Here is a 15,104-nt window from a genome sequence, read left to right as displayed (position 1 = left end):
GGCCGCGCCGCCGCGGCGAACGTCGCCCGCACGCGCCCCGCGGTGAAGGTGCGCACCGCCCGCCCCGTCGCGCCCACCGTGCCGCCCGTCCGGGTGCGCACGCACGTCGACCTGCCCCCGACGGGGTCGTAGTCGTGAGCATCGACCGAGCCCCCGGCGAGGGAGGAGCGGAGCCTCGACGCAGGAGCGACGGAGGAGCGACGACGGGCAAGCACACGGAGCAGCTCGCGGTCGTCCTGGCGGGCGGCCACTCGGCCGGTCACATCGAGCCGGCGCTCAACGTCGGCGACGCGATCCGGGCGGCGGACTCGCGCGCGGTCGTCACCGCCCTCGGCACCACCCGCGGCCTCGACACCACGCTCATCCCGGCCCGCGGGTACCCCCTCGAACTCATCAGCCCGGTGCCGTTCCCGCGCAAGCCCGGCAAGGACATGCTCACCGTGCCGCTGCGAGCCCGCGCCGCCGTGAACGAGACGGCCGAGGTGCTGGACCGGTTGCACGCCGACGTCGTGGTCGGCTTCGGCGGCTACGTCGCGCTGCCCGCCTACCTCGCCGCCCGCAAGCGCAAGATCCCGATCGTCGTGCACGAGGCGAACGCGGGAGCGGGGCTCGCCAACAAGGTCGGCGCGCGGTTGACCCCCTACGTCTTCACCGCCGGCCCGGGCATCGACCTGCCGCACGCCCACCCGGTCGGCATCCCGCTGCGGGCGAGCATCGCGCACCTCGACCGTCCGGCCCGGCGTGCGGGCGCCCGTGCGGGGTTCGGCCTGGACCCCGACCGACCCACCCTGCTGGTCACCGGTGGCTCGCAGGGGGCCCAGGCCGTCAACGCCGCCGTCCTCGGCGCGGAGCGGGCCTTCGTCGCCGCCGGCGTGCAGGTGCTGCACGTGGTCGGACCCAAGAACGCCACCACCGCGCCGGAACGCGCCCCGGGCGAGGCCCCCTACGTCGTCGTCCCGTTCGTCGAGAACATGGCCGACGCCTACGCCGCCGCCGACTTCGTGGTGTGCCGCAGTGGTGCCATGACCGTCGCGGAGCTGTCGGCGGTCGGCCTGCCCGCGGCGTACGTCCCGTTGCCACTGCGCGGTGGCGAGCAGGGCCGCAACGCCACCGCGGCCGTCGCTGCCGGGGGCGCCCTGGTCGTCGACAACGAGCGCTTCGACGCGGACTACGTGCGCGAGACGGTGCTGCCGATCCTCACCGACCCGCCGCTGCTGGCCTCGATGAGCGCCAAGGCCGAGGGCAGCGGCTCGCGGGACGCCGCGCAGCACATCGCCAAGAAGGCCTTGTGGCTCGCGGTGAAGCACGCCTCGGGGGAGTACTGACCGTGACCCGCCCGACGAAGGACGCCAGCGAGGGCCGCCCGGCCGACTGGGCCGCGCCCGGCAAGCGGTTGGTCGACAGCGCGCTCGACGACGCCGCCGCGGTCCCGCCGTTGGCGGATCTCGGCCGGGTGCACGTCATCGGCATCGCCGGCGCCGGGACCTCGGCCCTGGCCCGGCTGCTGCAGGGCCGCGGCGTCGCGGTGTCCGGCTGCGAGGCCCGTGACTCCGCGACGGTCACCGGGTTGCGGCAGCTGGGGATCCCCGTGCAGCTCGGGCATTCCGTCGACCACGTCGCCGCCGCCGACACCGTCGTGTTCAACACCGCGCTCGACCCCGACCACCTCGAGATCCGCGCCGCCCGCGAGTCGGGCAAGCCGCTGCTGCGCCGCGCCGCCGCGCTCGCGAGCGTCATCGGCGACGCCACCACGCTCGCGGTCGCCGGGACCCACGGCAAGACGACGACGTCCTCGCTGCTCGTGGTCGGCATGCAGGCCTGCGGCGTCGACCCGTCGTTCGCGCTCGGTGGGACCCTCTACGAGGGCGGCGCGAACGCGCACCTCGGCACCGGGGACCTGTTCGTCGTCGAGGCCGACGAGAGCGACGGCTCGTTCCTGCTGCTGCGGCCGTCGGCGGCGATCATCACGAACGTCGAGGCCGACCACCTCGAGAACCACGGCGACCTCGAGGGCATCCACCGCGCGTTCCGGCACTTCGTGGACCGGATGACCCCTGACGCGCTGCTGCTGGTCGACCTCGACGACGACGGCGCGCGGCGGGTCGCCGAGTACGCCCGCACCACCGGGCGCCGCGTCATGGGCTACGGCTCGACCCTGGACGCCGACGTCCGCGTCGTCGACATCGAGGAACTGCCCGACCGCACCCGCTTCGCAGTCGTCGGTCTCGACACCGTTGCAGGGAGCAACGCTCCTGCGCGGCTGGACGTGACCATCGCCTCGCTCGTCGGCTCCCACATGGCCCGCAACGCCACCGGTGCCCTCGCGATCGCCGCCCGCTTCGGGCTCGACGTGACGGCCATGGCCGCGGCGTGGTCGACGTTCCAGGGTGTCCGCCGCCGGTTCGAGTTTCGCGGCGAGGCCGACGGGGTGCGCGTCTACGACGACTACGCCCACCACCCGACCGAGGTCGCGGCCCAGTTGATCGCCGCCCGGGCCGTCACGAACGCCACGGGTGGACGGCTCATCGGTGTCTTCCAGCCCGGCACCTACAGCCGCACCCAGACCTTCGCCACGGAGTTCGGGCTGGCGCTGGGCAACGCCGACGTCGCGGTCGTGCTGGACATCTTCGCCGCCCGCGAGCTGCCACTGCCCGGCGTCACCGGCGCGCTGGTCGCCGAGCGGGTGCCGGGGGAGTCCTCGGGTCGTCCGGTCCGCACGGTCTACGAGCCCTCCTTCGGTGCCGCGGCGGGCGTCGTCGCGGACCTCGCCGGGCCGGGCGACGTCGTCGTGACCATGGGCATCGGCGACGTCCACCTGCTCTGCCCGGAGATCCTGCGCATCCTCACCGAACGCTCGGAGGGCACGACACCGTGACCATCACCCGCACCCTCGAACGGCTCGAGCGCTTCGGCGACAGCGACGCCGACCGCGCGCTGCGCCCGCCGGTCGAGGCCGGCTCGCCGGGTGGTCCGGGTGGTCCGGGTGGTCCGGGCGTTCCCGGGGTCGAGCCCCGTCCGAGGGGTCGCTGGCTCAAGCGGGCGCTGGTCGGGGTGGCGGCGCTGGTCGTGGTCGCCGTGGTCGTCACCTGGCTGGTGGCGTTCAGCCCGCTGCTCGGCGCGTCCACCGTGCAGGTGCTCGGCACCTCCACGCTCTCGGACGACCAGGTGCGCACGGCCGCCGGTGTCGCCGACGGCACGCCGTTGGTCCGGCTCGACACCGCGGCCGTGGCCCGCCGGGTCGAGGCCCTGCCGCAGGTCGCGTCGGCCCGGGTCGACGTCGAGTACCCGTCCACCGTCACGGTCACGGTCGTCGAGCGTGTGCCGGTGCTGCGACTGACCGACCCGACCCGTCTGGTCGACGCGTCCGGCGACGCGTACCTCGAGCTGCCCGCCGGGGCGACCCTGCCGCGTGGTCTGCCGGTCACCGGGGCGACCGGCGACGACCTGCGCATCGCAGCCGGGGTCGCCGCGGCCGTCCCGCTGTCGGTGCGGATCGCGCTGGTCGGGCGCATCGACGTCGACGCCCACGGGCCGGGTGTCCCGCCGACCGTCCAGCTCGCGCTGGTCGACGGCCGGACGGTCGTCTGGGGCGACCCGAGCCGCAACCGCGAGAAGGGCGCGCTCACCGGAACGCTGTTCGGTCCCGGCGCACCCGACGTGTCGTGCACCACGATGGACCTGTCCAGCCCCGACCAGGTGGTCTGCCGGTAGCGGTCCGGAAACTCGTCGGTCGGCGGACGCAACAAACCGGTCGCTCGTGCGACCTCCCCACGTGAACTCCTCCGGTGAGGCCCTCGCGGACGCCGCTCCGCCCGGGACGGACGGCTTCGAGGCCGCCTACGACGACCTCTTCGCGCGGCACTGGCTCGGCCTGGTGCGCCTGGCCCGGCTCCTGGTCGACGACACGACCAGCGCCGAGGACGTCGTCCAGGACGCGTTCCTCGGCCTGTACCGCCAACGCGCCGCGCTCGCCGACCCGACCAAGGCCCTCGCGTACCTGCGCGCCGCGGTCGTGAACCGCTCGCGGTCGGTGATCCGCCGCCGGGTGGTCGCCCGCCGGCACCTGCGCGTCGCCGAACCCGAGACCGGACCGGCGGCCGACGCCCCGGTGCTGCTCGCCGAGGAACACCGGGCCGTGCTCGCCGCGGTCGAGGGCCTGCCCCGCCGGCAGCGAGAGGTCCTGGTGCTCCGGGCAGGCTCGTAGTAGGAGCACGGCCAGAACCTCGGCGACGCCGAGATCGCCGCCGCCCTCGGCATCGCCGAGGTCACCGTCCGCACCACCGTCAGCCGGGCCGCCGCCGCGGTCGGGCGCACGCTCACCGCCACGACACCGAAGGGAGGCCGCGACGATGCCTGACACCCACGACGTCGACCACGTCGACCCCGTCGACCCCGCGGTCGCACGCCGCCTCGCCGAGGCCTTCGGCGCTCTGGCCACCACCGAGGTGCCGGCGTCCGCCCCGCGCCCGGGCCACGCCCCACGGCCGGTCGAACGGGACACGGTGTCGCGCCGGCGTCGCCTCGGTCTCGCCGGTGGCGGGCTGCTCGTCGCGGCGGCCGCCGTCGTCCTGGCCCTCCTGCTGGGCAGCGAGGTCGACAGCGCCCGCCGGACCCCCACGGCCCCGCCAGGGACGGCCGTGACGACCCCGCCCTCCGTGCCGACCTCGCTGTCCACGCCGACCACTCCGCCCACGACGGGCACCCCGACGACCGGCGCCCCGGCGACCGGCACGCCCGGGACGGGCACGAGCGCCGGGACCGACACGCCGAGCTCGGCCGAGGTCGCCGCCGCGTTCGCCGCGGCGACCCGGGACACCCGCTCGGGCGTGGTGCTGGTGCCGGGCGGCTGGGAGGGTGCGGACCTCGACGCCGGCACCATCCGGTTCTGGCGCTCCGACGACGGCCGCACCTGGGCCGTCGACGGCACCAGCACCTACCTGCCGGACTTCGGCGCGGAGGGCACGACGAACCGGTACACGGCCTCGGTCGCGGACGCCGCCCTGCTGTCCGGGATGGACCACGCGACGTTCCTGCTGGACAACCAGGCCGCGACCGGCGACGGGACCGGGGTGAGCATCGCCTACACCGACGGTCCCGACGGCTGGGGCGCGATCACCGCGGGCTCCGACGCCGACCTGCACCCGTCGGGCCACGGCATCACCTCCCTCGGCCAGGACGGCGGCATGTACGGCGGCGACCTGCGCGACGGTGAACTGGTCACCGTGGACTGCAGTTCGACGGCGCCCGACAACGCCTCGTGCGGCCTGCCGGCCTACCAGGTGGTCAAGTCCTGGCGGTGGGACGGCGACCGGTTCGTGCTCGACCACCGCTCGGGCCCGGCGTCGTAGGGCGTCGGGGCGGGCCGCGGGGCGGATTCGGACCCGACCGACACGTCGCCCGGCGTGTCTGGCCGGATCCGGCGCCCGGCGTGGTTAGCGTCTGCGACACGGCGGTGGTTGACATAACGTTGACCGTCTACCAGAGGGTGAGACTTTCCGAGTCGCACCCCCGTCGCGCACCCGCCCTTCGCACGCCGACCACCCGGAAGCAGGAGTCATGAACGCACCGCACAACTACCTCGCGGTCATCAAGGTCGTCGGTGTCGGCGGCGGCGGTGTCAACGCGGTCAACCGGATGATCGAGGTCGGGCTCAAGGGCGTCGAGTTCATCGCGGTCAACACCGACGCCCAGGCCCTGCTGATGTCCGACGCCGACGTCAAGCTCGACGTCGGCCGCGAGCTCACCCGCGGCCTCGGCGCCGGCGCCCAGCCCGAGGTCGGCCGCAAGGCCGCCGAGGACCACCGCGACGAGATCGAGGAGGTCCTCAAGGGGGCCGACATGGTCTTCGTGACCGCGGGCGAGGGCGGCGGCACCGGCACCGGCGGCGCACCGGTCATCGCGAGCATCTCCCGCAAGCTCGGCGCTCTCACCATCGGCGTCGTCACCCGCCCGTTCGCCTTCGAGGGCAAGCGCCGCGCGACCCAGGCCACCGAGGGCATCGAGGCGCTGCGCGCCGAGTGCGACACCCTCATCGTGATCCCGAACGACCGCCTGCTGCAGATCTCCGAGGCGAACGTGTCGGTCATGGACGCCTTCCGCAGCGCCGACCAGGTCCTGCTCTCCGGTGTCCAGGGCATCACGGACCTCATCACCACCCCGGGCCTGATCAACCTCGACTTCGCCGACGTCAAGTCGGTCATGAGCGGGGCGGGCTCGGCCCTCATGGGCATCGGCGCGGCCCGCGGCGACAACCGGGCGCGCACCGCCGCGGAGATCGCGATCGCCAGCCCGCTGCTCGAGGCGAGCATGGAGGGCGCCCACGGCGTCCTGCTGTCGATCCAGGGTGGCTCCGACCTCGGCCTGTTCGAGATCAACGAGGCCGCCTCGCTGGTCGCCGACGCCGCACACCCCGACGCCAACATCATCTTCGGTGCCGTCATCGACGACACCCTGGGTGACGAGGTCAAGGTGACGGTCATCGCCGCGGGCTTCGACTCGGGTCAGCTGCCCTACAAGAAGGTCGACGTCCGGCGCGACACCCCGCCGGCGAGCGAGACCCCGGCCTACGACCGGCTCGCCGCGGCCACGCCGCCGCGGGAGGCTGACAACCGCACGTCCGGCGGCTGGCCGCTCGGCCACGGCGCCGGCAACTCGGCCTTCGGTCCGAGCGGCGGCGCCATCGAGCGCCCCGGCAGCCGCACGCCGATCGGCATGGACGAGGACCTCGACGTCCCGGACTTCCTGAAGAACTGAGCTGAGACCGGTTCCCGACGACGATGCGCGGCCGACCGAGCCCGGCCCGACCGGTCACGCCGCGCCCACCCCGGAGCGCCTCGCTCAGGTCAGCGACGCCCTGAGCGGGGTCCGGTCCCGGATCGCCGCCGCCGCCACCGCGGCCGGGCGGGACCCGGGAGCGGTCACGCTCGTCGCGGTGACCAAGACCCGCCCGGCGTCCGACGTGCTCGCCCTCGCCGCGCTCGGCGTCGGTGACGTCGGGGAGAACAAGGACCAGGAGGCGCGCGTCAAGCACGCCGAGGTCGCCGCCGAACCGGCCGAACCGGGCGCCGGGGCGTTGGACGTCGTGCCGCTGCGTTGGCACCTGGTCGGGCAACTGCAGTCGAACAAGGCGAACAGCGTCGCCCGCTATGCCCACGCCGTGCACTCGCTCGACCGCGCCAAGCTCGTCACCGCGCTCGACCGCGGGGTCAACCGGGCCTCCAGCGCCCGCGAGCGCACCGCGCCCGGACGCCTGCAGGTCTTCGTCCAGGTGAGCCTCGACGGTGACCCCGAGCGCGGGGGAGCGGTGGCCGCGGACGTCCCGGCCCTCGCCGACGCCGTCGCCACGGCGGCGTACCTCGACCTCGCGGGCGTCATGGCCGTCGCGCCCGCGGACTGGGAACCGGCACGGGCGTTCGCCGATCTCGCCGCGGTGAGCGAGGCGCTGCGGCGTGACCACCCCGCCGCCGTGTCGGTCTCCGCCGGCATGAGCGACGACCTCGAGGCCGCCGTCGCCGCGGGTTCGACACACGTCCGTGTCGGCTCGGCGTTGCTCGGCCGCAGACCGCCTCTTCTCAGCTAGCGTCCGCACCAGCACTCCTGCGACCCCGTCGCCGTGGGAGCACACCACCACCAGGAGGAGCCACCGTGCCCGGAGCGATGCGCAAGATGGGCGTCTACCTCGGCCTCGTCGAGGACGACGACTTCGACGCCGACGCCGCGGACTACGACTCGACCGACCGGGACCCCTACGGCCGGCAGGACCGCACCGAGCGGCCGTCGTCACGGACCGGCTCCGCCGTGGCCCGCAGCCCCCGGGCCGCGACCGCCACGATGAGCCGCGGTGAGTGGTCCGAGCCCGAGGCCTACGGCCGGTACGAGGACGAGCCGGCCGAGCCCACGTACGTCGCGCCGCCCACCCCGGCCCCGGTCGTCCCGGCCACGCCGTCGTACCGGATCACCACGCTGCACCCGCGGACCTACAACGAGGCCCGGCAGATCGGCGAGCACTTCCGGAACGGCACGCCGGTGATCATGAACCTGTCCGAGCTCGACGACGCCGACGCCCGTCGGCTGGTCGACTTCGCGGCCGGGTTGATCTTCGGGCTGCGCGGCACGCTGGACCGGGTGACGGCCAAGGTGTTCCTGCTCAGCCCGCAGAACGTCACGGTCACGGCCGAGGACAAGGCCCGGATCGCCGAGGGCGGCTTCTTCAACCAGTCCTGACCCGGCACCCGATCCCTCCCGAACCTGCTGCTGATCCACACCGCACAGGCATACTGGTCCCGTGGGGCAGCTGATCTGGAGCATCGTGGCGCTGGTGGCGTACGCGTTGCTCGTCGGCGTCATCATCCGCGTGGTCGTCGAGATCACCCGGTCGTTCGCCCGCACCTGGCGCCCGGTGGGCGCCACGGCGGTCGGACTCGAGATCGTCTACACCGTCACCGACCCACCGGTCCGGCTGTTGCGACGGGTCATCCCGCCGCTGCGGATCGGTCAGGTCAGCCTCGACCTGTCGGTGCTGATCCTGCTGATCCTGCTCTCGATCGTCCGCGCGATCGCGTTGAACTTCGTCTGACCCCGTCACCCCCGCGACACGGGGGCGACACCCGCCGATCACACGCCAGCGGTCCCCGTTCGGGGGGTGGTGGCGTGGTGGACTAGCGTCCGGGCGGTAGCATCGTCTGCCGACTGCGGTGCCCGCCCTGCCCTGCGCACGGGTTGACGCTCCAGTCCACGTTCACTGTCCTGTCCCGCTCTCTGCACGCCGATCGACACGAGGTGACCCGCATGCCGCTCACTCCTGCTGAAGTCCACAACGTGGCCTTCCGCAAACCGCCGATCGGCAAGCGCGGTTACGACGAGGAGGAGGTCGACGCCTTCCTCGACATCGTCGAGGTGGAGCTCGCCCGGCTCATCGAGGAGAACAACGACCTCCGCGCCCAGCTCGGTGGCGCGGCGCCTGCCCCGCGGCCGGCCGAGCCGGTCGTCGCCGCGGTCCCGGACGGCGCCGACGGTGCGGACGAGCAGACCCAGGCCGAGCTCGCGGCGTCACGCGAGGAGATCCAGCGGCTGCAGTCGCAGGTCGGCGAGCTGGAGTCGTCGCTCAACGAGAACCGCGCGCAGCTCGAGCAGGCGCAGCAGCAGGCCGAGCAGGCCCGCCAGCAGGCCGAGCAGGCCCGCCAGCAGGCCGAGCAGGCCGGCACGGCCGCCCCGGCCGTCGCCGAGCAGCCGGCACAGTCCACCGGCCAGCTGCCGAACGAGCAGGGCATGCGCCTGCTCGCCCTGGCCCAGCAGACCGCCGACCAGCACGTCGCCGAGGCCCGCGCCGAGGCCGACCGCCTGCTCGCCGAGACCAAGGCCACGACCGAGACGCAGCTGGCCGAGGCCAAGCAGTCGGCCGAGACCCAGGTCGCCGAGGCCCAGCAGCGCGCCGACCAGCTCGACCGCGAGAGCACGGCCCGCGCCCAGCAGACCGTCCAGGACGCCGAGCAGCGCGCGCAGACCATCACCTCGCAGCTCGAGCAGCGCAAAGCGGCGCTGGAGCGGCGCCTGGAGGAGCTGCGCACCTTCGAGCGCGAGTACCGCACGCGGCTCAAGAGCTACCTCGAGTCCCAGCTGCGTGACCTCGACGCGAGCGGTCGTTCGGAGCCCGCCGCGGTTCCCAGCGACAACGGCTCGGTCGACGCGCACTGACGTCCGCCGCGCAGGACTCCGGTAGCCGGTGACGACCTCCGACACCGAGCCGGGGTCCGCCGCGCGCCGGGCCGGGACCCGTCGCCCCGGCCCCCGCACGTCACGCACCGTGCTGGTCGTCCCGGCGCTGTTGGTCGTCGCGCTCGTCCTGCTCGTCGTCGGCCTGATCAGCTCGACCTCGGCGTGGCTCGCGGCCTCCCTGGTGGCGAGCGTGCTAGCCGCGGTGTTGCTCGTGGCGGAACGGGTCGTCCAGGCCCGCCGGTCGGGTCGGTCCTCGGTGGCTCGCGACACCGCGACCCGGACCGCGGACACCGACGCCGCTGACACGCGGGGGGCCGACACCCGGGCGGCCGGCACCTCGGCGAGCGGCGATCCCGTGCCGCCGGTCGATCTCGACGCCCCGGCCATCGACCCGGACGATCCGCAGGCGGTGTGGGTCGTCGACGGCCGCCCCCGCTACCACACCCGCGACTGCGCGACGATCGCCACGCTCGACTCCGAACCGATCCCGCGCAGCCAGGCGCTCGAGGACGGCTTCGTCGCCTGCTCGCTGTGCGATCCCGGCACCGCCGACACCCCGCAGCACGCCTCGACCTGACGCGTCGGACCCTCGGCCTCAGCCGGCGGAGGCGGCGAGCATCTCGGTGAGCTTGTCCAACTGGCTGCCCCAACCCTGCTCGGCGCCCGCCCGGACCGTCTCGGAGAAGTCCGCGACCAGGTGCAGGTGCAGGGTCGTCGTCGACGCGTCGACCTCGGTGAACGTGACGGTGGCCGTGCCCTTGCCCGAGCCGTCGGGGAAGCCGTCGTCGTCCCAGACGATCCGCGCGGGCGGGTCGACCTCGCGGATGGTGCCGCTGTTCGGGTAGCGGTTGCCGGTGGCGTCGTCGACCATGTCGAAGGCCATCCGCCCGCCCGGCCGCAGGTCCAGCACGATGGACTCCCGCGGGGTGGTGAGCCCGCGGGGGCCCCACCACTGCGCCATCTGATCGGGGTCGGTCCAGGCGTCCCACACCAGCTGGCGCGGTGCCGCGTAGGTGCGCGTGAACGTCAGCTCGACCATCTCAGTCCTCCGTCGGGCGTTGCAGTCGGGCGAGGTGCTCACCGAGCCGGTCGAGCGATCCCTCGTAGAAGTGGCGGTAGTGCGCGAGCCAGGCGCCGGCGTCGGCCAGCGGATCGGCCCGCAGGTGGGCCGGACGTTGCTGGGCGGTGCGGCCGCGGGTGACCAGGCCCGCGCGTTCGAGCACCTTCAGGTGCTTGCTGACCGCCTGCAGCGAGATGGCCGGGAACAGCGCGGCCAACTCGTTCACGGTGGCGTCACCGTCGGTCAGGCGCGCGAGGATCGCCCGCCGCGTCGGATCGGCGAGGGCGCCGAACGTGACGCTGAGGGTGTCGTCCGCGGCCACGGGTGGCACAGCCTCAGGCCTTGACCAGGTCGACCAGCAGCATGCCGCTCGGCGCGGCCTGGCTGCGGGCCACGGTGAACGTCGACGGCGTGCCGCCGGTGAACAGGCGGCGGCCCTCGCCCAGCACGATCGGGGCGATGAGGAGGCGGTACTCGTCGATGAGTCCCCCGGCCCGCAGCGTCTCCGAGAGCTGGCCGCTGCCGTAGACCACGAGGTGGCCGTCGAGGCCCGCCACCTGCTCGACGACGTCGCCGGTGAGGAACGCGGCGTTCCACGTCGGCTCGGTGAGCGTCGAGGTCGGGACGTACTTGCCGATCGAGTTCATGATGTCGCCGCCGGTCTCCGGGCTGTCGCCCGCCTGCGGCCACGCCACGCTCATGCCGTCGTAGGTCACCCGCCCCATGAGCAGCGCGTCGGCCGCCTGCATGGTCTCGCCCTGGTGCGCCCCCACCGCCTCGTCGAAGTAGGGCTGGGTCCAGGTCGGGTTCTCGAAGACGCCGTCGAGCGTGAGGTACTCGACCGCCGTGATCCTACGTGCCATGTCGTCTCTCCTCGTCCGTGGTCAACCGACGGGTTGAACACTAGGAGAGGCCGACGACGGTTGTCAACCGATCGGTTGAACACCTCAGGCGGTGGCGAACCAGACCGTCACGCCGAGGTCGGGGTCGTGGGTGACGAACCGGCCGGCGTCGGTCGTGAGCGTGCCGGGCGACTCGACGTCGGGCAGGGCCGCGCCGTCCGGCCGTCCCTCGGTGACCGTGGTGGCGAGGACCTCCGCCCCGAGTGCCTCACCGTGTTCGCGCAGCGCCAGCGCCGGCTCCTCCCGGCCGCCGACCTGCCACCACAGGGCGATCCGGTCGGTGACCTCGAGCCCGGCACCCTTGCGGGCGTCCTGGACCATCCGGACGACGTCGCGCAACGTCCCGAGGCGCCGCAGCTCCGGGGTGAGCTCGAGGTCGAGCGCGACCGTGGCCTGCTCGTCGCGCTCGACGGCCCACCCCTCGGCCGGCGACTCCGACACGAGCAACTCCTCGGCGGTGAAGGTCTCCCCGCCGATCTCCACCGACCCCTGGGCGCGCACCGACGCCGCGACCGCCGCGGGGTCGGCACCGGTCACCAGGGCGGCGATCTCCTTCATGCGCGGGCCGAACCGCTTGCCCAGCACCCGGAAGTTCGGCTTGACGACGACGTCGACCAGCCCGCCGGTGCCCTCGTGCAACGACACCAGTTCCTGGACGTTGAGCTCGTCGGCCACCTCGCGCCGCAGGGCCTCGGACAGGTCGTCCCAGCCCGGTGCCGCGACCAGCGCCCGCCCGAGCGGCTGCCGGGTCTTGACGCCCGACGCCGCCCGTGCACCGCGGCCGAGCTCGACCAGTCGACGCACCAGCGCCACCTGACCGACCAGGGCGGAACCGCCGTCCACGTCGGGGAAGTCGGCCGCGACACCGTCGCGGTCGACCGGCCACGCCGCCAGGTGGACCGAGTCGTCGTCGCCCCCCTTGAAGAGGTCCTGCCACACCCGCTCGGTGATGAACGGGACGAGCGGGGCGAGCAGCCGGGTCGTGACGTGCAGGCACCGGTGCAGCGCCGACAGCGCGCCGGCGTCGCCGTCCCAGAACCGTCGGCGCGAACGGCGGACGTACCAGTTGGAGACGTCGTCGACCAGCTCGGACAACGCGCGCCCGGCCCGGGCGATGTCGAAGCTCTCCCAGGCGGCGTCCACCTCGAGCGTGACGTCACGGGTCCGTTGCAGCAAATAACGATCGAGGACGTGGGAATCGTTGCTCAGTGCAACGAGGTCGTCGTCGGGTGACCAGCCGTTGGCGCCGGCGTAGAGGGCCTGGAACGACGCGATCGACCAGTAGGTGCGCAGCACCTTGGAGGCGATCTCCTCGAGGGCCTTGTGTCCGACCCGGCGCTGCGACCACGGCGAGCCCGACGCCGCCATGAACCAGCGCAGCGCGTCGGCGCCGTGCCGGTCCATGAGCGGCAGCGGTTCGAGGATGTTGCCGAGGTGCTTGGACATCTTGCGGCCGTCCTCGGCCATGATGTGCCCGAGGCAGACGACGTTCTTGTACGAGTTCCGGCCGTTCACCAGGGTGCCGACCACCATGAGCGAGTAGAACCACCCGCGGGTCTGGTCGATGGCCTCGCAGATGAAGTCGGCGGGGTAGGCGGCCGCCGCCTCCTCCGCGTTCTGCCACGGCGCGCCGAACTGCGCGAACGGCATGGAACCCGAGTCGAACCAGCCGTCGATGACCTGCGGCACGCGGCGGTAGACGCCGTCCTCGCCGTCGACGGTGAAGGTGACGTCGTCGACGAACGGGCGGTGCGGGTCGAGGGCCGACAGGTCCGTCCCCGCGAGCTCGCCCAGTTCGGCCAGCGACCCGATGCACCGCAGGCGCGACGGGTCGGCGTCGTTGCGCCAGATCGGCAGCGGGGTGCCCCAGTAGCGGTCCCGCGAGAGCGCCCAGTCGACGTTGTTGGCGAGCCAGTCGCCGTACCGCCCGTGCTTGATCGACGCCGGGAACCACGTCGTCGCCTCGTTCTCGGCGATGAGTTCGGCCGAGCGCTGGGTGGTGCGGATGTACCAGGACGGCAGCGCGTAGTAGAGCAACGAGGTCCCGCACCGCCAGCAGTGCGGGTAGCTGTGCTCGTACGGCAGGTGCTTGGCGAGCAGGCCGCGGGCCTCGAGGTCGGCGACCAGCGGGGCGTCGGCGTCCTTGAAGAATTGACCGCCGACCAGCGGGACGTCGGCGAGGAACCGGCCGTCGGGGCCGATCGGGTTCATGACCGGCAGGTCGTACCGCCGGCAGACCGCGAGGTCGTCGGCGCCGAAGGCGGGGGCCTGGTGAACCAACCCCGAGCCGTCGTCGGTGGTGACGTAGTCGGCCAGCACCACGATGTTGGGGCTCGCCGCGGGCGCTCCGCCGGGCAGTTCGGTCGGGAACTCCAGCAGGTCGAACGGCCGCTGGTAGGTCCAACGCTCCATGTCCGCGCCGAGGAGACGCCCGATCTCGACGGGGGATTCCTCGCCCAGCATCGCGGCGACGGCGGCCAGACGCGGCTCGGCCACGACGAACGTCGAGCCCGCCGCCTCGACCACGACGTAGGTCACCTCGGGGTTGACCGCGACCGCCGTGTTGGACACCAGCGTCCACGGCGTGGTCGTCCAGACCAGCAGGTCGGCCCGCCCCGCCCAGGGTCCGGAGGTGAGGGCGAACCGGACGTAGACCGACGGGTCGACGACGTCGCTGTACACGCCGTCCTGGCCGAGCTCGTGGGAGCTCAGGCCGGTGCCGCAGCGGGGGCAGTAGGGGGTGACGCGGTAGTCCTCGACGAGCAGGCCCTGGTCGAAGATCGACTTCAGCGCCCACCACACGCTCTGGACGAACGCCGGGTCCATCGTCCAGTAGGCGTGCTCGTAGTCGGCCCAGTAGCCCATGCGCTCGCTCATGACCTCGAACGCGTCGACGTGGCGGGTGACCGACTCGCGGCACCGGGCGTTGAACTCGGCCACGCCGTACTTCTCGATGTCGGGCTTGCCGGTGAAGCCCAGTTCCTTCTCGACGGCCAGTTCGACGGGCAGGCCGTGGCAGTCCCAGCCGGCGCGGCGCGGGACGTGGTAGCCCTTCATGGTCCGGAACCGGGGCAGCGCGTCCTTGAACACCCTGGCCTCCACGTGGTGGGTGCCGGGCATGCCGTTGGCGGTCGGCGGGCCCTCGTAGAAAGTCCACTCCGGGCCGTCGGCGGTCCGGGCGAGGGTGCGTTCGAAGACGTCCTTCGTGCGCCAGAAGTCGATGACCTCGTGGTCGAGGGTCGGCAGGTCGACGTGCGGGGGGACGGGCTGGTAGCTCACGACGGGTACGTCTCCGGCTCAGGTGGTGCGGTGAACCGGAGGGACGACGCGCCGGCGCTGGGGCCGGTGGCCGCGGTACCACCCTCCTTGACGGCCCGGCTGTTCCGAACTCCAGCCTGCTGCCGCCCGCTCTGGTCGTGCCGTCCGGG

At 73.4% G+C, this 15,104-nt stretch carries 15 protein-coding genes; 11 read left to right on the top strand and 4 right to left on the bottom strand.

The annotated features are described in order from the left end of the window. Window positions 1–236 precede the first annotated feature (236 nt). The 11 genes from ACXR2U_RS12995 to ACXR2U_RS12945 all read left to right on the top strand — a co-directional run bounded on the left by ACXR2U_RS12995 (window position 237) and on the right by ACXR2U_RS12945 (window position 10,291). A complete protein-coding gene (locus ACXR2U_RS12995) occupies window positions 237–1,325 on the top strand; it encodes a UDP-N-acetylglucosamine--N-acetylmuramyl-(pentapeptide) pyrophosphoryl-undecaprenol N-acetylglucosamine transferase (protein WP_458825470.1) in 1,089 nt (362 codons plus the stop codon). A 68-nt stretch (window positions 1,326–1,393) separates the two neighbouring features. Next, window positions 1,394–2,875 carry a UDP-N-acetylmuramate--L-alanine ligase gene (gene murC / locus ACXR2U_RS12990; protein ID WP_458825469.1) on the top strand — a complete coding sequence of 494 codons (1,482 nt, stop codon included), beginning with the start codon at window positions 1,394–1,396 and terminating at the stop codon, window positions 2,873–2,875. Further along, complete coding sequence (locus ACXR2U_RS12985; RefSeq protein ID WP_458825463.1) at window positions 2,872–3,711, top strand: cell division protein FtsQ/DivIB; 840 nt, start codon at window positions 2,872–2,874, stop codon at window positions 3,709–3,711. Before murC ends, ACXR2U_RS12985 begins: the two co-directional genes overlap by 4 nt. Before the next feature lie 61 nt (window positions 3,712–3,772). Continuing rightward, window positions 3,773–4,204 carry an RNA polymerase sigma factor gene (locus tag ACXR2U_RS12980; protein WP_458825462.1) on the top strand — a complete coding sequence of 144 codons (432 nt, stop codon included), beginning with the start codon at window positions 3,773–3,775 and terminating at the stop codon, window positions 4,202–4,204. A 145-nt stretch (window positions 4,205–4,349) separates the two neighbouring features. Next, window positions 4,350–5,348, top strand: coding sequence for a hypothetical protein (locus tag ACXR2U_RS12975; RefSeq protein ID WP_458825461.1), 999 nt, complete (start codon window positions 4,350–4,352; stop codon window positions 5,346–5,348). Window positions 5,349–5,556: 208 nt separating this feature from the next. Further along, complete coding sequence (gene ftsZ, locus ACXR2U_RS12970; RefSeq protein WP_458825460.1) at window positions 5,557–6,753, top strand: cell division protein FtsZ; 1,197 nt, start codon at window positions 5,557–5,559, stop codon at window positions 6,751–6,753. Window position 6,754: 1 nt separating this feature from the next. Continuing rightward, the gene (locus tag ACXR2U_RS12965) at window positions 6,755–7,579 is read left to right on the top strand and encodes a YggS family pyridoxal phosphate-dependent enzyme (RefSeq protein WP_458825468.1); all 825 of its coding nucleotides are present in this window, start codon (window positions 6,755–6,757) and stop codon (window positions 7,577–7,579) included. Window positions 7,580–7,644: 65 nt separating this feature from the next. Next, entirely contained in the window at window positions 7,645–8,223 is a 579-nt protein-coding gene (locus tag ACXR2U_RS12960) for a cell division protein SepF (protein ID WP_458825459.1), read from the top strand. 70 nt (window positions 8,224–8,293) lie between these two features. Further along, a complete protein-coding gene (locus ACXR2U_RS12955; protein ID WP_458825467.1) occupies window positions 8,294–8,575 on the top strand; it encodes a YggT family protein in 282 nt (93 codons plus the stop codon). Between the two features lie 212 nt (window positions 8,576–8,787). Next, entirely contained in the window at window positions 8,788–9,693 is a 906-nt protein-coding gene (locus tag ACXR2U_RS12950; protein ID WP_458825458.1) for a DivIVA domain-containing protein, read from the top strand. 28 nt (window positions 9,694–9,721) lie between these two features. After that, a complete protein-coding gene (locus ACXR2U_RS12945; RefSeq protein ID WP_458825457.1) occupies window positions 9,722–10,291 on the top strand; it encodes a hypothetical protein in 570 nt (189 codons plus the stop codon). Window positions 10,292–10,309: 18 nt separating this feature from the next. Here the strand turns inward: ACXR2U_RS12945 and ACXR2U_RS12940 are convergent, their stop codons facing one another. The 4 genes from ACXR2U_RS12940 to ileS form a co-directional block, all read right to left on the bottom strand. Next, complete coding sequence (locus ACXR2U_RS12940; protein WP_458825456.1) at window positions 10,310–10,753, bottom strand: SRPBCC family protein; 444 nt, start codon at window positions 10,751–10,753, stop codon at window positions 10,310–10,312. A 1-nt stretch (window position 10,754) separates the two neighbouring features. Then, a complete protein-coding gene (locus ACXR2U_RS12935) occupies window positions 10,755–11,096 on the bottom strand; it encodes an ArsR/SmtB family transcription factor (protein ID WP_458825455.1) in 342 nt (113 codons plus the stop codon). Window positions 11,097–11,109: 13 nt separating this feature from the next. Further along, window positions 11,110–11,637: a dihydrofolate reductase family protein gene (locus ACXR2U_RS12930; protein WP_458825454.1), complete on the bottom strand. Its 528-nt coding sequence runs from the start codon at window positions 11,635–11,637 to the stop codon at window positions 11,110–11,112. An 84-nt stretch (window positions 11,638–11,721) separates the two neighbouring features. Continuing rightward, a complete protein-coding gene (gene ileS, locus ACXR2U_RS12925; RefSeq protein WP_458825453.1) occupies window positions 11,722–14,955 on the bottom strand; it encodes an isoleucine--tRNA ligase in 3,234 nt (1,077 codons plus the stop codon). Between the last annotated feature and the right edge of the window lie 149 nt (window positions 14,956–15,104).

It is taken from the genome of Jatrophihabitans sp. YIM 134969 (assembly GCF_054456675.1).
Note: the sequence above shows the minus strand (reverse complement) of the source record. Positions and strands in the feature narration are given on the sequence as shown.